Below are 19,402 nucleotides of genomic sequence, written 5' to 3'. Positions count from 1 at the left end.
GTAATCAAGCCTGTCCGTAGAAGTCTTCGGTACTGTATTCCTTCCACCTGAGGTACATTTCCCGGTAGTTCTTCTTGATAAATTTCTGAATTATAGAGACTTCCTTTGCGGTTAGTCTGCCTTGTCGCTCAAGCGTGGTGTCTCCGTTGGATTTAACGAAGAATTTCGCGGAGCCTGATTCGGTGAGTTTGGTGTCGCTGGCGTGTACGTGCATGCATTCGATGACACAGAATGATGTGAAATACAGGTAATACCCGGCGACCATGAATTGGAAGTACTTAGGCATGGTCCGCCTCCAGAAACTCCTTGTTGTTTCGGTAATACTCCTGAACGATACCGACCTCTATGTCGTCCATACTGGTCTCCAGTACATTGCCTTCACGGTCTAGCACTAGGGCAGAGCCGGGAGCGTTGAGATTCAGCACTTTAATATGCCCGTTGTCGGTGTCAGTAAACGCATAACCGTTCACAATCATTCCCGCACTGCTGGCAATCGAAGCAATATCAGGCATGAGCTATCTCGACTTTCTTGATTGGCCGCAGGAAATGGTTGGCATCGATGTACAGATCTGTAAGTACTGGTCTCAGATCGATGTATTCCTCTTCTGGCGCGGTGTTGTGCTTGTATTTTGCATCCACGACGAGGTATCCGTTATCCCATTGCTTGACATTGGTATACCGTTCCAACGAGTAAGGAGCGCGGAACCGAATACGAGCCTTGCCGTATTCAAACACGGTGAAGCCGTTCTCTGCACTGAGATATGCAGTATTTGCCTGCTCTGAACGGGTGAGCGATGTAGCCACAGTGCGTCTCCTCTCGGCTTTACCGGGTTGATTTGTACTGGTTCCGATTATAGGGGGATAACGTTGATTACCCCAGATACTTTCGATGTGACGCTTTTACGTTGTTTTGGCTGACTAATGCGTATTGCATGGTGGTGTCAATCTTGACATGTCCAAGCAGTTTCTGAACCTGTTCCACTGGCATACCTCGATTGATGGCATTGGTGGCCATAGTACGACGGAACTTGTGTGGGTGTATGCGGGGGAGTTGCAGCTTTCTACCGAGAGCACGGAGCCTGCTTTCCACGGAACAGATGGCGATGCGTTCGTGGCTGCCGCTGAGACTGACGAACAGGGCGGGGTTGGCGTCATCGCGGCCTCGCAGATATTCTTCAAGATGAAGTTTGGCTCTGGCGTCGAAGTAGGTTTTTCGTTCCTTATTGCCTTTGCCCTGCACGGTGCATTCACGCTCGTTGAGGTTGACGCTGTCACGGTTAAGCTTCACTAATTCGCCGACTCGCATGCCGGTGGAGGAGAGCAAGTCGATCATCGCGAGATCTCGTGGCGTTTCGCAGCCGTCGCGTAGACGCTCCATATCCTCATCCGAAATGGTTTCTTTGACTCTAATCGGAGCTTTCACACGGCGTATCTTGCGCGCTGGGCTTTTGACGATATAGTCCTCATCCTCTAACCATGAGAAGAAAGTGGCAAGAATACGGCGGATGTTGTCTACCGTGACCTTCCCCACAGCATGTGTCGTCTGGTATTCGGCGAGATAGGTTCGAAGTTGGTCGGTATCCACTTGAGTTAGGGGAGTAGTGGTTTTTCTGATGTAGTGAGTAAGTGTCGAATCATAGTATTTCAATGTGCGTTCGCTGCATCCTTCAAGTTCCTTGGCGGTAAGGAAGGAGTTCAGCAGTTCCATTGCTTCGTTGTCATTGCCAGCAAGATTATCTGTGCTGAGATTGGCTGACAGCACGGCTTTGAGCTGTCTGAGCTGTCGCGCATCCAACGTGTTCTGCATGGATTTCAAGATTGACTCGATGGTGTTGCTTCCTATCATGTGGAGCCTTTCGCCTCGATGCATGTATGAATACATATAGGCATAATGTGAATCGCGGAAAACAACGATGCTGACAGACAAACGGCCATTTGTTGGAGATTGGGCAAAGCCTATTTGATGTAAAGCTTGGACTTTGTGAATCCATGGATGGCAAGATTGGCGTTCTTGGTGATATCGCTGAAGGAAATCCTCGTCGAAAACTCAGCAAAAACGCATTTGCAAAATATGTTGATATGGGAAGCTTATCGACTACTGGATCATATCCTAGTGGATGGAATAAACGGTCATATAACGGAGGAATGCGTTTTACGAATGGAGATACGCTCATAGCTCGTATTACACCATGTCTCGAAAACGGCAAAGCCGCATATGTTAATTTCCTCGATGAGAATGAAGTCGCTTTTGGATCGACCGAATACATTGTTTTAACCGGCAAGCCAGGAATCCCCAATGAGATAATGTATTTTCTTGCGAAGAACGAAGCCTTTGTTGATTACCTAATTCAGCACATGACCGGCAGCAGTGGCAGACAAAGAGTATCAGTAATAGATGCTCTGAATTGTCCGATTCGCATTCCCTCTGATGCGCTCATACAAGAAATAGGGCAAGAACTGTCTAGGATACTGAATGTTGTGCGAGCAAATTCCGAACAGATCATGGAGCTCTCACAACTTCGCGATACATTGCTGCCCAAGCTCATATCAGGTGAGATTGATGTATCGAAGGTTGAGCTACCTACGCTGCCAATCCAAACTGCTCCAACAAATGGCCGTTTGCCTGCTTAGCAAGTCAACATCGTGACAAATGTCATCGCCGGGAGCGTACGGCGTGACGTTTGTGGGTGGGAGTCGCGGCGCCCGCTTGGGATGATGGAGTCATCCAAGGAAGGGAGCGAACATGGCAACCGACATCACAGCCCACACCGACACCGGGCCCACCGCACCGGCCGAGACGAACGAAGTGGAGACGACCACGGCAGTCCACGTCAGCCAGCTCGTCAAGCGGTATGGCGACATGGTGGCGCTCGACTACTTCGACCTCGACGTGAAGCAGGGCGAGATCTTTGGTCTGCTGGGCCCCAACGGCTCCGGCAAGACCACGGCAATCAACTGCATCCTCGCGCTGCTCACCTACGATTCGGGCACCATCCGCGTCTTCGGACAGCCGATGACGCCCACGTCATACGACCTCAAGCGCCGCATCGGCATCGTGCCGCAGAACGTGGCCGTGTTCAACGAACTGACTGTCACCGAGAACATCGACTACTTCTGCTCGCTGTACGTGCCGAAGAAGGCCGAACGCGCGCCCCTGGTCGAGGAGGCTATCGAATTCGCCGGACTGCAGGACTTCCGCAAATTCCGGCCCGGCAAGCTCTCCGGCGGTCTCCTCAGACGTCTCAACATCGCCTGCGGCATCGCCCACAAACCCGACCTCATCTTCTTCGACGAGCCGACCGTGGCCGTCGACCCGCAGAGCCGCAACGCCATCCTCGAAGGCATCCAGAAGCTCAACAAGGCCGGCGCCACCGTGATCTACACCAGCCACTACATGGAGGAGGTCGAACAGATCTGCGACCGCATCCTCATCATGGACCACGGCCGTCACCTCGCGCTCGGCACCGCCGACGAACTCAAGGCCATGATCGACACGGGCGAACGCATCACCATCGAAACGCTCGACCTGACTGACGAGACGCTCGCCGCCGTACGTGCCCTTGCGTTCGTCATCGAGGCCTCCTACGACGGGCGTGAACTGGATGTGCGCTGCCGTCGCGGCGACCACAACCTCGTCGACCTGATCGGCGTGCTGCGCACCTCGGGCGCGAACATCGGACACCTGACCAGTCGTCCGCCCACCCTGAACGACGTGTTCCTGGAGCTCACCGGCAAGGCGTTGCGCGACTAGGAACCCTCCAACTCAAGGAAAGGAGAACGCCATGTGGAGCACGTTCATCGTCACACTCAAGGCGAATCTCAGGGACAAAAGCGCGCTGTTCTGGCTCATCGTGTTCCCGATAGCGCTGTCAACCATGTTCAACGGCGTGTTCGGCAACCTGGACCAGGCCATGAGCATCACGCCGGTATCCGTGGCCGTCGTGAAGGATTCGAACTGGACGAACGCGGTCGGCGCGGACACGCTCATCACGGCACTGTCCGGCAAGACAAGCGATTCGGGCAAGACTCAGGATGGCAGCGGCACGAATGCAGGCATGGATGTAATGGACATCGACCCCGGCGTGACCCTGCTGGACGTCACCAAAGTCGACTCGACATCGCAGGCCCGCGAACTACTGTCCCAAGGCAAGACGGACGGCTACCTCAAGGCCGACGACGACGGACGAATCGCACTCGCACTCAGCGACGACACCGTGACCGTGGCCAACAACGGCACGCAGGAGGCGGGACTTGATGTTTCCCTCTCGGCGCTCGACAACGTGCTTGACCAGTACAACCGCACCAGCGCCACCGTGAAGTCCGTGCTCAAGGACAACCCGACCGCCCCGGCCACGCGCACGTTCTGGAACGGCATCAACGCATCCATGAACGCCACCAAAGAGGTCACGCTCACCAACTTCAAACCCAGCGTGATGGCGAGATACTACTACGCGCTCATGGGCATGGCCTGTCTGGTCGCCATGTCGTACATGATCCATACGGTCACCACCGCTCAGGCGAACCTCTCCGCGCTCGGCATCCGCCGCACCGTCGCGCCGCTCGGACGGACCAAACAGCTCGTGGCCGGATTCCTCGCGGGATGGCTGTGCTCCTGCGCCTGCCTGCTCGTCGCGCTCGCGTACATCCGCTACGTCTGCGGCATCGAAGTCGGCGGACGCGAGCCGGCCGCCGTGCTCGCCGTGCTCGTCGCCTCGTTCATGACCTGCGCATTCGGCACGATGATCGGTGCCATCCCCAAGCTCACGACCGGCGTCAAACAGGGCATGGCCACCGCGATCGCCTGCTCGCTGTCCCTGTTCAGCGGCCTGTACGGCGGATTCGCCATGGAACTGAGCGACCTGATCTCGCGTAAGGCGCCGCTGCTCGCCATCATCAACCCCGCCCAACAGGTGACCGACCTGTTCTACTCGCTCATGTACTACGACAGCTACCAGCCGTTCATCCGCACCTGCGCCATCCTGTTCGCGATGAGCGCGGTGTTCCTCACGGCCGGCGTGATCATGCTCAGGAGGCAACGCTATGAACACCTGTAAGGCCACCGTGCGCGTACTGCTCGCGCACCGCACGTACATCATCATCTACCTGGTGCTCATGGGCATCATGATGTTCACGCTCAGCTGGTCGCAGATCACCGCCGCCAACCGGACCGTGGCCGACACCTACGAGCCGGAGAAGGTCAACGTCGCCGTCGTCGACCGGGACGCCAACCGCGGCGGCATCGCCGACGGCCTGCGCGACTACCTGTCCGATTCCGCCACGCTGGTCGAACTGGACGACGATCCCGAATCGCTGCAGCAGGCCGTCGCCTCGAACTGGACCGATCTCATCGTCATCATCCCGCGCGGCTACGCCGACGATTTCATCGAAGCCGTGCGATCCGGCGGCGACATGCCGAAGGTCGAGACGGTCACGAGCTACACGTCCGGCGCCGGAGCCATCGGCGGCATGAACGTGAACGGGTTCCTCTCGCTCACCCGCATCGCGCTGATCGGGGAAAACGTGCAGGTCGACGACAGTGAGCTCGCCGCATGGTATGCGAAGATGATCGGCGGGACGTCTTCCGGTTCCTCGGCCGGCGGGTCCGCCGCCGGTGCCGCCGGGCAGATGAACGAACAGATGGCTGCGGGGCAGAACGACGACTGGTCCCGGTTCATGAACGGCTCGGCGGACGGCCCGGCCACAATCGACCTCGATTCGCTGCCGGAGGGGTCGCTGTCCGACCTGACGACGACCGATGTACAGGCCGCCGCCAAGCGGGCCGCACGCACGGCGCACGATGCGAAGGCCAACCGTCCGGTCGCCGTGGAGAACGTCACGTCGCAGGACGACCGGAACGCCGGTGCGGCGAACCCCGTCGCCTCCGGATTCGGCGACACGATGAAGACGGCGATCTACCCGCTGTTCCTCACCCTGAGCGTCTGCGTGAGTCTGGTGGCCCGCGTGTTCGGCACCGGCGAACTGCGACGCCGGCTCATGGCCACCCCCTCGGCCTCCATCGGACTCAAGCGCATGAGCGTGCTGTGCGGCTTCGCGTTGCTGATCTGCATGGGCTATCTGGTCGTCGCGCTGGGGCTCACGGCCGCGACCGGCGCGAACATCGCCTCCATACCGGTGGGCGGTGTGGTAATGACCTTCGTCTCGATCTGCATGTTCGCCCTCATGTGCACGGCCTGCGGTTTCATGCTCGGCGAATTCGGCGCCTCCGACACGGTTGCCAACGGGTTCGCCAACGTATTCGGACTGCTCATCCTGTTCGCGTCCGGTATCGCGTTCCCGATGAGCATGATGCCCGACGCGATGGTCGCCGTCGCCAAACTGACGCCCGGCTGGTGGTACTGCACGGCGATCGACGAGGCGCTTGGCGCCGGTTCCGCTTCCGGCACGGACATGGCCGGTTGGGCCGCCGCCACCGGCATCGTGGCACTGTTCGCGGTCGCGTTCGTCTGCGTGGGGCTCGCCGCCGGACGGTTCCGCCGCTCCCGGCCGAATGCGGTGGCGTCGACCGTGACTCAACTCGCCGAAGCGTAAGTCACAGGCGGCGTGCTTCGCCGCTACATCCCCTTCAACCGATACCGCTGGGTCGGGTCGTCCTGGAACTTCACCTTGGCGACCCGGCCCTCCCGTATGAGTTCGCGCATGCCGGAGGTCGCCGCCAGGGGAGTGAGCTGCAGCTCGCGGATGATCTCCTTGATGCTCATCGCCGAATGACGCTCCAGCACGGTCAGGATCGCCTTCGAGATGTCGCTCGGCGTGCTGTTCGCGGCCGAACGCTGCTTGGTGATGGTCATCGTGAACGTGTTGATGTCGTTGACCGTGGTGGCCGGCTCGATGCCCGCCTCCCTGAGACTCGCCGCGATGCGCTGGTAGCCGTCGCCGCCCTCCGGGTTCACGAACCCGCCGTCCGGATACGGCGTGGACTCCAGCAGCGTGAACAGGAACTGGTTGCGGGTGGAGACGAACGGCACGCCCGTCACCGGGTTCGGGTTCGCCAGCACATCGTGCGTCACCGTGCCGTACAGGCCGCCCGGATTGGTGATCTCGATACGGTTCGTGAACACGCTGATGCGCACCTGCGTGCCGCGCGCGTCGGGGGAGTAGTCACGGTGCGTCAGCGCGTTCGCAATGGCCTCGCGCAGCACCACGGGCGGATAGTCCGGCTTCTTCGCGCCGATCCAACGCATCAGCGACTCGACCGCGTCGTTGATCATCACCGGAATCGGCCCCACGATGGTCTTGGCCGCCACCAGCCGGTCGTCGCCGCGGAACACCTCGTCCCGGTCGGTGCCGGGGAATACGGCGATCGCGATGGAAAGCCGCGGATAGTACTTCTGCGGGTAACGGCCGAGCGCGAGCAGTCCGGCCAGCGTGGGTCGCAGGACCCCGCCCACCTCGCTGTCGTCGGAATCGTCATGACGCAGCACCTGCAGATCGAGCAGCGTGCGCGTGGCGTCGCGGCCGGCGAACACATGCGGATGCTGCTCGCGCGCACGGGCCAGCAACCCGGCCACCAGAGCGGGATCCAGATCGTCGGTGGTGGCGTGCGGCACGATGTCCAGATCATAGGTGGGCTGCAGATGCTCCTCGATGAGCCGGTCCACCTCGTAGGAGGTCATGCGGCGGTCGCCGTCGCCGGTACGGATGAACGAGCCGCCGTGCGGGCCCAACGCGGTGGTGAAGCAGGGCTTGTCTCGCGGCAGCATCTCGTCCACGCGGGCGAACACCAGATTCGCGCCCTCGAACGGGCAGGTCACGATCACCGGGCGCACCACCGGCGTCATCTTCTCACATGCCTGGCTCAGCGCCTCCTGCATGGCGCGCGCGTCGAACCCCTCCACCGGCGTGAACCCGGCCTTCTCCGAAAGCCCCAGGATGATCCAGCCGCCCGAACCGTTCGAGAACGCGGAAAGCGTATCCGTGATGGTGGAGGAGATGCGGCGCTTGCACTCCTTGACCTCGCACTGCTGCGTATCGTTGCCGATCATGCGCATAAGCCCGATGAGTTCGGTCATCTTCGCGGTGTAGTCGTCGACCATGGGAGTGCCTCCTTTGACACCATTGTGCCGCATGCGGTTCGTGGGGTCGTGCGCTGTGTCCTGCGGGAAGGATGCCGTTCATCGAGAATTCACGTCGGTTCCGCCGGCCGGCGATGGGCGGGTGCCGGACGAGCGTCATCCGGATGGGTGGCATGCTCGCACTGGTGCGCGCGGGAAGCGTCGGTATGCGCGGTACACGGGCGTCGAATGAGACGAATCATTCCACATTGCGCCGGTAGAATGGAAAGTGCCGCGGTACGAAGTCGTCCGCGCAATGCACCTGAACATATGCATCCAACGCATGCAACAAGCCGAAAAGGGGAACATCATGACCGACATCAACGAAACCAACGACACTGATGTGCTGGACGAGACGGCCGTCGTCGGCACTGAGCCTGTCGAACCCGACGACGCCTCCGAAACCTGTCCCAAGGCCGCGCACTGCCCGCTCAAGCACCACCCGGGCATGTGCGGCAAGGGTGGCAAATGCCCGGTGAAGAACCTGTCCCGAAACGATGTGATCGCCGGCGCCATCACGCTGGTGAGCATGATCGCGCTCACCGCCTTGACCTACTACGCCCAGTTCGTGCTCACCAAGGCCGCCGTCAAATCCGCGCTCAAGGAGACCCGCCTGCGCTAGGATTCGACGGATTGCCGTCAAGGAAACGCCGTGTCGCTCCTGGCGTCGTCTCCCAGATGACAAGGTTGCTGGAACCATCGCCCGAAATCCCCGATGATGGCCATACGATTGCAAACAGGCCAGGTAAGGAGGCCATCATGGGGGATATTCAAGGAGCGTCACGTGCGACGCATCATGGCGTACGGCGTACGTTCGCATTGGTGGCCGCCGTGTTCATGTGCGCGGCGCTCGCGGCATGCGGTCAGGGAGCGAACGCAAACCACGCTTCCGGGACCGACGCGAACTCCGGCGGGCAGCCCGCTTTCTCCGGCCCATACGCCGACGATTTCAAACAGGCCTACAAGGACGCGCCCACCGACCTCATCCGCGACATCCTCAAGGACGGCAAGATTACCGACGCCGAAGTGCAGGAGGCCTACGACGCATACAACACCTGCCTCGAACCCTATGGGCTACAGGCCGTGTACACGCCGGGCGAAGGTGAGAGCACAGGGCAGTATCGGGGCTCGCTGTCCAACGACGAACAGCTCAAGGTCATGCAGGAATGCCAGAGCAAGACCGGCGCGGATCTCGTATCCACGCTTTACGCCGATATCTCATCCAACCCGAACAACGTCGATACGGCCGCCATGCAACGTGCCACCTACCAGTGCCTCGCCAAGCACGATCTCCTGCCGCAGCCGATCAGCGAAAGCGAATACCTGGCGATGGTCGACCGCGGCACCACGCAGGACAGCATGACCGCCAGCCTCAAACGCGAGTCCGAGTTCTTCAGCGAATACTGGGAGCAGGCCTATGACGGCCAGCCCAACCCCGATTTCAAATACGACCAGAACACGCCGCAAGGCCACCAGTTCTACCTGTGCAACAATGATCCGTTGAACCAGTGATATGCGGTGTGGAATATATCTCGGATTGCGCTTGACCAAGGCCGTCATGGGCCGGGTTCCTTGGCGTTCCTTGGTTTCTCTCGAATGCCGGTCTCGGTTGACCAACGATTCGGCGGGCTGGTAGCTGGTAGTGGGCGAGGTATCTGATAATGGCCGAGTCGGAACGCTTCAGGTGCCGTTTGTTCCGTATCTGTCGCCGGGCCGGCGGCGGAGTTGACTGCGTGGGCGCGTACGTAACCGGGTTCTTCACCCGAGGTTGACGACAAGGCTGTCTGAAGCCTTCTCGTCACCGGTCCACGTGGCGTCCCTACGGTTCCAGCTCATGCCGTTGGCTGTCATCGAATCGATGCCGTACTCGCGGGCGTGGGCGACGAGCCATCCGGCCGTCTGCCAGCACACGCGCTGCTGGTCGGTATCGGACAGGCCGGATGGCAGCATGACGGTGAGCGTGGTGCGGTTCGTTGCGGAGCCTTTGTTCGTGGACGAATGGGAGCCGAACAGTCCGAATAGTCCGTGATTCGAGCCGCCGGAATTGCCGGAATCATTGGCGGCTCCGTCCGTGCTGTCCTTTACGGAGCCGTCATTGCCGGTGCCATTTGCGGCGGAACCTTCGACGGAATCGCCGTTCTTCGTCTCACTTTTGGTGATGGTGACGTTCGGCAGCGCCGCCGAGGCCGCCGTGATGAGCCCGTCCGCGTCGGAACCACTCGCCGGCTCCAGCGCGCAGGTCACGCCCGCGCTCAGCTCGCCGGTCAGGGCCGATGCCCAAGCGCGCGCCATCGCATCCCAGTTGGCGTACAGGTCCGGATATCCCGAACGCTGCACTTCCTGCGCCGCATCCTCCACCGGAATCGTTTGCCAATCCGGCACCTGCATCAGATGGTCGTAGAAAATGTTCGTGGCATACGTGGGGTCGGACACCTGTTCGGCCGTGCCCCACCCCTGGCTGGGACGCTGCTGGAAGAGCCCCAGCGAATCCCGGTCGCCATGGTCGAGGTTCGTGAGCCGCGATTCCTGCATGGCCGTGGCGATGGCCACCGTGACGGCATGGTCCGGCAGACCGCGATTGACGGCGATGTTCGCGATGAGCGCGGCGTTGCCCGCCTGCTCGGGACTCAGCGTGTGACGGGTGCCATCGGACGAGATGGCGGCGCAATAGGCGTCGCTCGCCGAACGCACGTATTCCTTGGGCGCCAACAGCCGCGGCAGCAGTATGACACCCAGCAGCACGATGACGAGGAACACGGCGACCGGCACCAGAATCCACTCCGTGATCGCGCCCGGGCGGCGCGCGCCATACCGGTTGTGTTGCTGCCCCATAGCCCTTCGGCCTCTTTTCATTCGTTCCGAGCGATTTACTGCCATATCCCATATTTCATGGTCGCCCGAATCCGAACAATACGACCGAAGTATGATTTCCGATTTCGTGCTCGTCCGCGTCCGCCGTGTTGCGGGGAATCCATCGGTCTGGAAGCTGGAACCACATGATTCGGTTGGGCTTCCGCTTGTGGCTCTTGTTTTTTACGGTGGACTCATGAACAGTGACATCAAGGACGATAACACGCAAGGAATCCCATCCGTTCCAACGAATGCCGCCGATGCCGCAGCGATGCGACAGACGGAATTCGGGCCCTCCTCGCCCAGCCGCTCGCCATTGGGCGTTGATTCCGTCTTGACCTCATCGAACGAATATTCGAATACCGCTGCGAAGTCGTCATCCATGGGCGAAGAACTTGACCGTCGCAGGCTTGACATGCTTCAACGATGCACGGACGAGGCGAAACGGATGGGGAGACAGCTGTTATTCGGCATGACCACATCGCTTATCCTTCAATCGGTACCGCTTCCCGCCGAGTGCGACCTTGAGACGGAAGCGCTGCATACCGTCTCCAGCGCAAAGAATCGCCGTATTCGTGCGAGGAACTCGACGTTGCGCACGCACTTGTGGAAGCATGTGGCCACGGCACGGAAAGTGAAGATCAACGGATACGTGCTGGCATTGGATTTGTTCCATGTATGGGCGCAACTGTCCACGCATCTCTCCTTCGCGTCATTGGTCGTGCTTGGTGATGCCATCGTCGCCGCGACAAGCAGTCAACCGCGTTTGGCGAGGGGACGTGACGCCGATGCCGTGTATGCGGATTTGGTCCGCTTCACGCAGAAGCTTCCACTGTTCAAAGGAAGGGAATCATGCATAAAAGCGTTGCTGTTGATTATGTCGGGGTCCGGCTCCCCGAAGGAGTCCGAACTCCGTTTGGCATTGTTACGTCATGGGTTGCCGTGCCCGGAATTGAATTACATTGTGCCAAATCTGCACTTCGCATCAGGGGTGGTGATGACGGTGGACATGGCATGGCCGGATTGCAGAATCGCGGTCGAATACGATGGCGACCATCATCGCACCGATAAGACGCAATGGAGACGAGACCAGGAGAAAAGGTCCAGACTCCTCAGCCGGGGATGGGCCGTATTTGTGGCCACGGCCGCCAGCATCCAGGATGAGAGCGCCGCCGCCGAATTCGCCTTTGCCGTGGCGAGGACTCTTGCGTTGAGAGGTTGTTCGTTCGAGTTTCGTGTCTTACCGATGCCGCTGGAACGATTGGCCCGGCGTATGAGGAGATTGGCTGCCCGTCCGGACGGTGCCCAATGAGATTCATGCATGAAGGCATCGCTGAACCATGATGACATGGGTCCTTATTTTTGGCTCCCCTTGTCAGGATGTTGGCGTGAGGCAAACAGTGGAGCTGTTTATAGGCAATGTGCGAGATGGCGATCGAGCCAACAAACCGCGGGCGTAGTTCGTTCTTAATTGCAAGACGAGCCGTCGGTGAAACCGACTGAGGGAGACATGGATTCATGCCAATCTTGGTCTAACAGAGCCTGCGTGAATCGTGCGCGGACTGGGGCGGAAGGCGATGATGCGGAGCGGGGCGGTGCGTGGTGTGGAACGGCATGCCGGAATGTGTGGAATCGGGCTTATCACGTGCGGTTTTGTGCGGGACAATGCGGTTGTTGCGTTGTTTTTGGCGTTTCGTCCCGCGTGACGTATTGCCGTCGAGTATGGGATTTTCATGAGAATGACGGAATTCCAATGGTTTATGGTTGCGAAGGTGCGGGATGAAAGGCTTGGATATCACAGAAAGGCCTGTCGTCCCACATCGATGCGGTACAACAGGCGCCTAACGGTGGAAACGCGGCTTTGTACCGCAGAAAGGCACGGCCAGAGGTTTCGAGAGGGGGATAGCCGGAATCATGCTCGGAGCCGTAGCCCTGTGATTCCGGGCCTTATTCATCCGGCGTGTATTCGAGGATGTCGCCGGGCTGGCAGTCGAGGGCCTGGCAGAGGGCGTCGAGGGTGGTGAAGCGTACGGCCTTGGCGCGCCCGTTCTTGAGGATGGACACGTTGGCGGGTGTGATGCCGATTCGGTCGGCCAGTTCGCCCACGCCGATCTTGCGCTTGGCCATCATGACGTCGAGGTTGATGCGGATGGCCATCAGATCACCTGCTCCAGTTCGTCCGATTGGTCGGTGGCCGCGCGCAATAGTCCCTTCATCACGGTCATCAGCAGGATGAAGCCGATTTCGGTCATGATGGTGACGCCGAGCATGGCCGCAACGCTGAAGTAATCCATTCCCTGCATGGTGGCATCGCGACAGCCCGAGATGGCGAACGCGCCCGATGCGATCGCCGTCAGTACGATGCCGACGGCCGCGCAGCCGATAATAAGATTCACGTTGGGGAGCGCCTTGGCGGTGAACACCGCGCCCGAACCGGACAGCGACAGCAGTCGCCAGACGCCGATGAACGCGATTTCGACGCATGCCAGGAACAGCTCGCCCAGCACAAGGTACGGCCAGCGCAGGGGAGCCTGGCTGACGTAGAAACCGGCCATCACCTCGCTGAGCACGGGGACCGCGATCGCCTGTCCCCAAAGGCATCCCAGCCAGATGAGCACGACGATCGCCTTCGATCCGATCAGGACCCACCGGTTCATATAGTTCTTCATGTGTTTCCTCCTTGCCGAGATTGCCGACAGGAATCAGTATATATCGTTTTTCGATATATGTAAATCGAAAAACGATATAAAAGACCCCTCTGCTCAGTGAAGGCAGAGGGGTCGGGTCGGTATTGGCACTGAGCGCGCGGAGTCTTTCTCGGAAGTGCCGAACGCGCTCAGGCCGTGACTTGGCTAGTCCTCCTTCGCGCTCGGAGCGCTCAGGCTGTGCTCATGCTTCCTTCGCGGCCGGGGCACTCAGGAAGTGCTCCTCGCTGGGCAGCACGGCGTTGAGGATCACCGCCACCACGAACGCCACGGCGATGCAGTTGGAGGCGAAGATCTGCTGGAACAGCGAGGGGAAGTTCACGAAGATGTCGCTCACCTGCGTGAAGCCGATGCCGATGGTCAGCGAAAGCGCGGCGATGGTGATGTTGCGCTGCGAGAAGCCCGCCTCGGCGATCATCTGGAAACCGGAGAGGATGATGTTGCCGAACATCATGATGGTGCAGCCGCCGAGCACTGCCTGCGGCAGCGAGTTGAACACCTCGGCGATGGCCGGCACGAAGCTCGCCAGAATCAGGATGAGGCCGCCGGAGAGGATCACCTTGCGGTTGACCACCTTGGTCATGGCCACCAGGCCGATGTTCTGGGCGAAGGAGGTCAGCGGCAGGCAGCCGAACAGGCCGGAGACCGAGGAGATCAGGCCGTCGCCGGCAATGGCGCCCGCGGTCTCACGCTCGGTGGGCGTACGGTTGAGGCCCACCTTGGTCAGGGCGGCGGTGTCGCCGAGCACCTCGACCGAGGAGACCACGTACAGCAGGCCGATGGAGATGATCGAACCCCAGTCGAACTCGGGCTTGAACGGCATGAGCTGCGGCACGGAGACGATGGCGAGGTCCTGGAAGCCGGAGAAATCGACCTTGCCCATGCAGATGGCCACCACGTAGCCCACCACGAGACCGAACAGCACGGACAGCTGCTTGGCGGTGCCCTTCATGAGCAGCTGGAAGGCCAGGCATGCCACCAGGGAGATGAGGCCGAGCGTGAGGTTCTGCCAGGAGCCGAAGTCCTTCGCCCCGGAGCCGCCGCCGAAGCTCGTGGCGCCAACGTTGAGCAGCGAGAAACCGATGGAGGTCACCACGATGGCGGAGACGATCGGCGGCACGAAGCGACGCCAGTACTTGGCGGTCAGGCCCAGCACCAGCTCCAGCACGCCGCCGACCAGGACCGCGCCCACCACGGCGCCGTAGCCCTTATCCGCGCAGATGGCCACCGCGGCGGCCACGTAGGTGAAGGAGATGCCGGTGACCATCGGGAGTCTGGAGCCGATGCGCCACGCGCCGTACAGCTGCAGGCAGGTGCCGAGGCCCGCCACCAGCAGACCGGCCTGGATCACCGCGGCGGACTGGGCCGGGGTCATCTTGGCGGCGGACGCCACGATGAAGATCGGGGCCAGGTTCGCCACGAACATGGCCATGACGTGCTGCAGGCCGAACGGGATGCCCTTCCAGAAGGAGACGGGCGCGTCCAACGAGCTCAGCGCCTCGAAGGACACCGAGGCGGATTGCTTCTTCTCAGACAATGTTGTTTCCTCTCTTTTTCTCTCTTTGCGAATCGTCGCTGCGAATGGCCGCTATGGACTGCCCGCTCAGTGGCGGAATTCAATCTTGCCGGTCTCGGGATCCATGGACTCCACGATTGCCAACGAATCCACGTCATAGCCCTCGGCGCGCAGGCTGTCGCCGCCGCCCTGGAAGCCCTTCTCCACCGCGATGCCGATGCCCTCGACCGTGGCGCCGGCCTTCCCGCACAGCTCGATGAGGCCGCGCAAGGCCTTGCCGTTGGCCAGGAAATCATCGATGAGCAGCACATGGTCGCCGGGGTTCAGGTACTTCTTGGAGACGATCACCGGGAACTCCTTCTGCTTGGTGAAGGAATAGACGGTGGTGGTGTACTGGTCGCCGTCCAGGTTGATGGACTGGGCCTTCTTGGCGAACACCACCGGCACGTCGCCGAAGTGGCGGGCCGCGCAGCAGGCGATGCCGATGCCGGAGGCCTCGATGGTCAGGATCTTGGTGATGGTCTTGCCCGCGAAATGCTCGGCCCAGGCCGCGCCCATGTGGTCGAACAGACGCACGTCGCACTGGTGGTTCAGGAATGCGTCCACCTTCAGCACGTCACCGGCCTTGACGGTGCCCTCGGCCTGGATTCGCTCCTCGAGTTCCTGCAATGGAATACCTCCTTGACATCGGAATGGCATAGCTACGGTTCGGTAACTATGGGGATATGGCAAACCAGCTTACGCTGACCGGCGCATATGGGCGGCGCGTATGGTAGATATGAATGTCGCATTATGCAGGGGAGCCGAAAAACGGAGGAACATACAGTGTTCGAGGAGCCGGAAGTCATCGCACGCAGCGCCCAGGAACTCGTGGGCGACCTCAACCCCCAGCAGTCCGAGGCCGTGCAGTACCGCGGCCAGGCGCTGCTCATCGGCGCGGGCGCGGGCTCCGGCAAGACCCGCGTGCTCACCCGGCGCATCGCGTGGATCCTGAGCCAGTTCGGCGCATGGCCCAGCCAGGTGCTCGCCATCACCTTCACCAACAAGGCCGCCGCCGAGATGCGCGAACGTCTCGGCTCGCTCATCGGCCCGGTGGCCCAGCGCATGTGGGTTTCCACCTTCCACTCCGCCTGCGTGAGGATCCTCAGGCGCGACGGCAAGTCCATCGGACTGAAGTCCGGCTTCTCCATCTACGATTCCGCCGACTCCGAACGACTCGTCAAGATCATCGCCACCGAATTCAACCTGGACATCAAGCGATACACCCCGCGTTCGATCCTGGGCCACATCTCCGACCTCAAGAACAACCTGACCGGCTGGAAGGAATACCTGGCCCTGCACGCCCCGGACTTCACCCCCGGCCAGCGCGGCTACCAGTTCGGCACCGTGGGCGACCTCGAAGCCATCTACGCGGTGATCTACGCCGAATACGAACACCGCCTCGCGCTCGCCAACGCCGTGGACTTCGACGACCTCATCGGCCGCACCGTGGAACTGCTGAGAAGCGACCCGGCCGTGGCCGAGTACTACCATCACCGCTTCCGCTACATCCTGGTGGACGAGTATCAGGACACGAACCACGCCCAGTATGTGCTCGTGCGTGAGCTGGCGGGCGTGGACGCCGGTGCGCAGGCCGTGCCGGGCGCACCGAACGCCGGCAAGAGCGGCCCGGCTTGGATCACCGTGGTGGGCGACTCCGACCAGTCCATCTACGCTTTCCGCGGCGCCGACATCCGCAACATCCAGGACTTCGAACAGGATTTCCCCGCCGCCAAGACCATCATGCTGGAACAGAACTACCGTTCCACGCAGACCATCCTCGACGCGGCCAACGCCGTGATCAGCCACAACGAGGGCCGCAAACCCAAGAAACTGTGGACCGCGCTCGGCAAGGGCGAGCCGATTGTGGGCTACGCGGCGGACAACGCGCAGCAGGAGGCTCAGTGGGTGGCCGGCGAGATCGCGCGCCTGCACGCCGAGGAAAGCATCGCCTACTCGGACATGGCCATCATGTACCGCGCCAACGCGCAGTCGCGCTCGCTGGAGGAGGCGCTCATCAACGCGGGGCTCCCGTATCAGCTCGTCGGTGGCACCAAGTTCTACGAACGCCGCGAGATCAAGGACGCGCTGGCCTACCTGCAGGCGCTCGTCAACCCGGACGACGACGTGAACCTGAGGCGCATCCTCAACGTGCCCAAGCGCGGACTGGGGGAGCGGGCCGAAGGTGTGCTGCTGGCCTACGCCCGCGAACAGGGCTCGAGCTTCTTCTACGCGCTCATGCACGTGGACGAGATTCCCAACGTACCCACCCGCACCGCCACGCAGCTCAAGGCCTTCCGCGAGCTCATGGGCGCGCTCTCGCAGTTCACACGCTCGCATGACTCCAAGCCCAGCGAGATCGTGGCCGAAGTGCTGGAGAAGACCGGATTGCGTGCCGAACTGGAGAAGTCCGTGGATCCGCAGGACGCCTCCCGTCTGGAGAACCTGTCCCAGCTGCAGTCCACCGCCGCCGAATTCGAGCAGAACACGCCGGACGCCACGCTCTCCGCGTTCCTGGAGACCACCGCGCTCGTGGCCGACTCCGACCAGCTGCCCGGCGAGACCGAGGACTCCGGCAAGGTGACGTTGATGACCCTGCATACCGCCAAGGGCCTCGAATACCCGGTGGTGTTCCTCACGGGCATGGAGCAGGGCACGTTCCCGCACTCGCGTTCCATGGAGGACGTAACCGAGTTGCAGGAGGAACGCCGTCTGGCGTACGTGGGCATCACCCGCGCCAAGCGCCGCCTGTATGTGACGCGCGCCGCCGTACGCTCCCAGTGGGGGCAGGCCGCGGACATGATGCCCAGCCAGTTCCTCGACGAGATCCCGGCCGAACTCATCGACTGGAAACGCCGCGAAGCCGGCGTGGAACGCATGCGAGGCGAGTGGACCGACGGATTCGCCGACGACATGGGCGGTTGGGATGATGACGATTTCGGCGGCACCACGTTCGGTGGGTCGTCCACGTTCGGCTCGCGTGGTTCCGGCTCCTCGTACGGGTCACGATCCCGGTACGGCTCATCGTCCTATGGGTCGGGTTCCTCATACGGTTCGTATGGGTCCCGCTCCGGCTCGACCTACGGCGGATCCGGTTCGACGTACGGTTCGCGATCCCGTTCCGGCTCGTCCTACTATGGCTCACGGTCGGGATCGTCTGACTCCTACGGCCGCACCCGCGGCGGCAAGGTCACGACGCGACGCACTGCGCCCAAGTCGTCCGCATCCGGCGGCAAGGCCGTGCCCAGCTCGTCCCTGACCAAGGACAACGGCCTCAACATCGCGGACTTCGCCGTCGGCGACATGGTCAGCCACGACCAGTACGGCCTCGGCAAGGTCACGGACGCGCAGGACAAGGGCCGCAACTCCGTAATCACGGTCGATTTCGGTTCCGCCGGCGTCAAACGCCTGATGCTGCGCGTGGCTCCTATCGAGAAGCTCTGAGAGTCTCTCAATAGGAGCCCTTCACGGCATGGCCGCTCACTTCGCCTACGGGCAGTCCACTGGACTGTCCGCTTTACGGCTCAGCCATTGAGAAGCTCTGAGAGCCTCTCAATAGTTGAGCCGATATTTCCGGCTCCCCTTTCTGAGGGGAGCTGTCAGTGAAGCCGACTGAGGGGAGCACCCGGTCCAAGCCGTCAATCCTTTCAGCCTCACTTTATTCAGCGGCTTCCTTCAAGGAGAGAGTAGCTGGGAAAAGCCTTGCCGTAGCATAAGAAGCCGGTAAATACAAGACTTGTTTTTCCGATTCCTTCATGGGCATAATGCGGAACGTTGTGTTTGTCGCCCGCAAAGGGCCTACCGGAAGAGACCATGAAGAACAAGCTGTTTGCTTCACTGCCCAACATCGTGCTAGGCGCGCTGACCGCCATCGCACCCCAGACCTTCGCCCACGCCTGCGGCGCCCACGACGGCATGATGCCGGCCTGCCATTATTCGCAGCAGGCCGCCACCGGCATCGGCGTGGTGATCCTCGCGCTCGGCATCGTGGCGCTGTTCGCTGAGCCCAAGGTCCGCGTGGGCCTCAACATCGCGGCCATCGCCGACGTCCTGCTGCTGTTCGCCGTGCCCACCGTACTCATCGGCATCTGCAAGGGCGCGATGATGCACTGCCGCATGGTGATGCTGCCCACCCTCATCGTGCTCGGCGTGCTCACCATCGTGTTCGCAGCCGTGTCCATCTGGCTGGACACCCGTGCCCCCAAGCGTGCCTGACGTGA

General features: G+C 61.1%; 19 protein-coding genes. 9 read left to right on the top strand and 10 right to left on the bottom strand.

What is annotated here, in order from left to right; translation table 11 throughout:
* Nucleotides 1-4: 4 nt before the first annotated feature.
* From JS536_RS04635 to xerA, 4 genes are all read right to left on the bottom strand, one after another.
* The gene (locus tag JS536_RS04635) at nt 5-286 is read right to left on the bottom strand and encodes a DUF4160 domain-containing protein (RefSeq protein ID WP_214355960.1); all 282 of its coding nucleotides are present in this window, start codon (nt 284-286) and stop codon (nt 5-7) included.
* On the bottom strand, nt 279-512 hold the full coding sequence (locus JS536_RS04630; protein ID WP_214355959.1) for a hypothetical protein: 234 nt from the start codon (nt 510-512) through the stop codon (nt 279-281). Before JS536_RS04630 ends, JS536_RS04635 begins: the two co-directional genes overlap by 8 nt.
* Entirely contained in the window at nt 505-804 is a 300-nt protein-coding gene (locus tag JS536_RS04625; protein ID WP_214355958.1) for a hypothetical protein, read from the bottom strand. Before JS536_RS04625 ends, JS536_RS04630 begins: the two co-directional genes overlap by 8 nt.
* Before the next feature lie 67 nt (nt 805-871).
* Nucleotides 872-1,846: a site-specific tyrosine recombinase/integron integrase gene (gene xerA, locus JS536_RS04620; RefSeq protein WP_214355957.1), complete on the bottom strand. Its 975-nt coding sequence runs from the start codon at nt 1,844-1,846 to the stop codon at nt 872-874.
* Between the two features lie 143 nt (nt 1,847-1,989).
* Between xerA and JS536_RS04615 the strand changes: the two genes are divergently transcribed.
* The 4 genes from JS536_RS04615 (at nt 1,990) to JS536_RS04600 (ending at nt 6,549) form a co-directional block, all read left to right on the top strand.
* Nucleotides 1,990-2,631, top strand: a complete 642-nt coding sequence (locus JS536_RS04615) for a restriction endonuclease subunit S (RefSeq protein ID WP_214355956.1) — start codon at nt 1,990-1,992, stop codon at nt 2,629-2,631.
* Between the two features lie 112 nt (nt 2,632-2,743).
* A complete protein-coding gene (locus tag JS536_RS04610; protein ID WP_240544258.1) occupies nt 2,744-3,751 on the top strand; it encodes an ABC transporter ATP-binding protein in 1,008 nt (335 codons plus the stop codon).
* Nucleotides 3,752-3,782: 31 nt separating this feature from the next.
* Nucleotides 3,783-5,054 (top strand): ABC transporter permease, encoded by a 1,272-nt coding sequence (locus JS536_RS04605; protein ID WP_214355955.1) that lies wholly within the window; start codon nt 3,783-3,785, stop codon nt 5,052-5,054.
* The gene (locus tag JS536_RS04600) at nt 5,041-6,549 is read left to right on the top strand and encodes an ABC transporter permease (protein ID WP_214355954.1); all 1,509 of its coding nucleotides are present in this window, start codon (nt 5,041-5,043) and stop codon (nt 6,547-6,549) included. Before JS536_RS04605 ends, JS536_RS04600 begins: the two co-directional genes overlap by 14 nt.
* 23 nt (nt 6,550-6,572) lie before the next feature.
* On the opposite strand, the gene JS536_RS04595 is transcribed toward JS536_RS04600, so the two are convergent.
* On the bottom strand, nt 6,573-8,054 hold the full coding sequence (locus tag JS536_RS04595; RefSeq protein ID WP_214355953.1) for an ATP-binding protein: 1,482 nt from the start codon (nt 8,052-8,054) through the stop codon (nt 6,573-6,575).
* Between the two features lie 328 nt (nt 8,055-8,382).
* Between JS536_RS04595 and JS536_RS04590 the strand changes: the two genes are divergently transcribed.
* Together JS536_RS04590 and JS536_RS04585 are read left to right on the top strand one after the other, a co-directional pair.
* Nucleotides 8,383-8,694, top strand: coding sequence for a hypothetical protein (locus JS536_RS04590; RefSeq protein ID WP_214355952.1), 312 nt, complete (start codon nt 8,383-8,385; stop codon nt 8,692-8,694).
* Between the two features lie 137 nt (nt 8,695-8,831).
* Nucleotides 8,832-9,584 carry a hypothetical protein gene (locus tag JS536_RS04585; RefSeq protein WP_214355951.1) on the top strand — a complete coding sequence of 251 codons (753 nt, stop codon included), beginning with the start codon at nt 8,832-8,834 and terminating at the stop codon, nt 9,582-9,584.
* A 246-nt stretch (nt 9,585-9,830) separates the two neighbouring features.
* Here JS536_RS04585 and JS536_RS11800 read toward each other — a convergent pair whose 3' ends face one another.
* The gene (locus JS536_RS11800) at nt 9,831-10,904 is read right to left on the bottom strand and encodes a cobalt transporter (protein WP_240544257.1); all 1,074 of its coding nucleotides are present in this window, start codon (nt 10,902-10,904) and stop codon (nt 9,831-9,833) included.
* 91 nt (nt 10,905-10,995) lie between these two features.
* Here JS536_RS11800 and JS536_RS04575 point away from each other — a divergent pair, with 91 nt between their 5' ends.
* The gene (locus tag JS536_RS04575; protein ID WP_240544256.1) at nt 10,996-12,234 is read left to right on the top strand and encodes a hypothetical protein; all 1,239 of its coding nucleotides are present in this window, start codon (nt 10,996-10,998) and stop codon (nt 12,232-12,234) included.
* Nucleotides 12,235-12,869: 635 nt separating this feature from the next.
* Here the strand turns inward: JS536_RS04575 and JS536_RS04570 are convergent.
* From JS536_RS04570 to JS536_RS04555, 4 genes are all read right to left on the bottom strand, one after another.
* Nucleotides 12,870-13,079, bottom strand: coding sequence for a helix-turn-helix transcriptional regulator (locus tag JS536_RS04570; RefSeq protein WP_109056445.1), 210 nt, complete (start codon nt 13,077-13,079; stop codon nt 12,870-12,872).
* Nucleotides 13,079-13,591, bottom strand: a complete 513-nt coding sequence (locus JS536_RS04565) for a DUF2975 domain-containing protein (RefSeq protein ID WP_214355950.1) — start codon at nt 13,589-13,591, stop codon at nt 13,079-13,081. The genes JS536_RS04570 and JS536_RS04565 overlap by 1 nt, the downstream gene beginning before the upstream one ends.
* A gap of 220 nt (nt 13,592-13,811) precedes the next feature.
* On the bottom strand, nt 13,812-15,164 hold the full coding sequence (locus tag JS536_RS04560) for a nucleobase:cation symporter-2 family protein (RefSeq protein ID WP_214355949.1): 1,353 nt from the start codon (nt 15,162-15,164) through the stop codon (nt 13,812-13,814).
* Between the two features lie 66 nt (nt 15,165-15,230).
* Nucleotides 15,231-15,812: a xanthine phosphoribosyltransferase gene (locus JS536_RS04555; RefSeq protein WP_214304879.1), complete on the bottom strand. Its 582-nt coding sequence runs from the start codon at nt 15,810-15,812 to the stop codon at nt 15,231-15,233.
* Between the two features lie 156 nt (nt 15,813-15,968).
* Between JS536_RS04555 and JS536_RS04550 the strand changes: the two genes are divergently transcribed.
* Nucleotides 15,969-18,626, top strand: coding sequence for a UvrD-helicase domain-containing protein (locus JS536_RS04550; RefSeq protein WP_214355948.1), 2,658 nt, complete (start codon nt 15,969-15,971; stop codon nt 18,624-18,626).
* Nucleotides 18,627-18,995: 369 nt separating this feature from the next.
* The gene (locus JS536_RS04545) at nt 18,996-19,397 is read left to right on the top strand and encodes a DUF4418 family protein (RefSeq protein WP_214355947.1); all 402 of its coding nucleotides are present in this window, start codon (nt 18,996-18,998) and stop codon (nt 19,395-19,397) included.
* Nucleotides 19,398-19,402: the final 5 nt, after the last annotated feature.

This window comes from Bifidobacterium sp. SO4, assembly GCF_018555355.1.
Taxonomy (GTDB): domain Bacteria; phylum Actinomycetota; class Actinomycetes; order Actinomycetales; family Bifidobacteriaceae; genus Bifidobacterium; species Bifidobacterium miconisargentati.
The sequence above is the reverse complement of the archived record's forward strand: the minus strand, read 5'-3'. Positions and strand labels throughout refer to the sequence as shown.

Excerpts from the sequence above, each read along its gene's own strand:
- JS536_RS04575 (WP_240544256.1), top strand. The coding sequence starts at position 10,996 with ATGATTTCCGATTTCGTGCTCGTCCGCGTCCGCCGTGTTGCGGGGAAT.
- JS536_RS11800 (WP_240544257.1), bottom strand. The coding sequence starts at position 10,904 with ATGGGGCAGCAACACAACCGGTATGGCGCGCGCCGCCCGGGCGCGATC.
- JS536_RS04585 (WP_214355951.1), top strand. The coding sequence starts at position 8,832 with ATGGGGGATATTCAAGGAGCGTCACGTGCGACGCATCATGGCGTACGG.
- JS536_RS04565 (WP_214355950.1), bottom strand. The coding sequence starts at position 13,591 with ATGAAGAACTATATGAACCGGTGGGTCCTGATCGGATCGAAGGCGATC.
- xerA (WP_214355957.1), bottom strand. The coding sequence starts at position 1,846 with ATGATAGGAAGCAACACCATCGAGTCAATCTTGAAATCCATGCAGAAC.
- JS536_RS04635 (WP_214355960.1), bottom strand. The coding sequence starts at position 286 with ATGCCTAAGTACTTCCAATTCATGGTCGCCGGGTATTACCTGTATTTC.
- JS536_RS04545 (WP_214355947.1), top strand. The coding sequence starts at position 18,996 with ATGAAGAACAAGCTGTTTGCTTCACTGCCCAACATCGTGCTAGGCGCG.
- JS536_RS04630 (WP_214355959.1), bottom strand. The coding sequence starts at position 512 with ATGCCTGATATTGCTTCGATTGCCAGCAGTGCGGGAATGATTGTGAAC.
- JS536_RS04590 (WP_214355952.1), top strand. The coding sequence starts at position 8,383 with ATGACCGACATCAACGAAACCAACGACACTGATGTGCTGGACGAGACG.
- JS536_RS04615 (WP_214355956.1), top strand. The coding sequence starts at position 1,990 with ATGGATGGCAAGATTGGCGTTCTTGGTGATATCGCTGAAGGAAATCCT.
- JS536_RS04610 (WP_240544258.1), top strand. The coding sequence starts at position 2,744 with ATGGCAACCGACATCACAGCCCACACCGACACCGGGCCCACCGCACCG.
- JS536_RS04570 (WP_109056445.1), bottom strand. The coding sequence starts at position 13,079 with ATGGCCATCCGCATCAACCTCGACGTCATGATGGCCAAGCGCAAGATC.
- JS536_RS04600 (WP_214355954.1), top strand. The coding sequence starts at position 5,041 with ATGAACACCTGTAAGGCCACCGTGCGCGTACTGCTCGCGCACCGCACG.
- JS536_RS04595 (WP_214355953.1), bottom strand. The coding sequence starts at position 8,054 with ATGGTCGACGACTACACCGCGAAGATGACCGAACTCATCGGGCTTATG.
- JS536_RS04605 (WP_214355955.1), top strand. The coding sequence starts at position 3,783 with ATGTGGAGCACGTTCATCGTCACACTCAAGGCGAATCTCAGGGACAAA.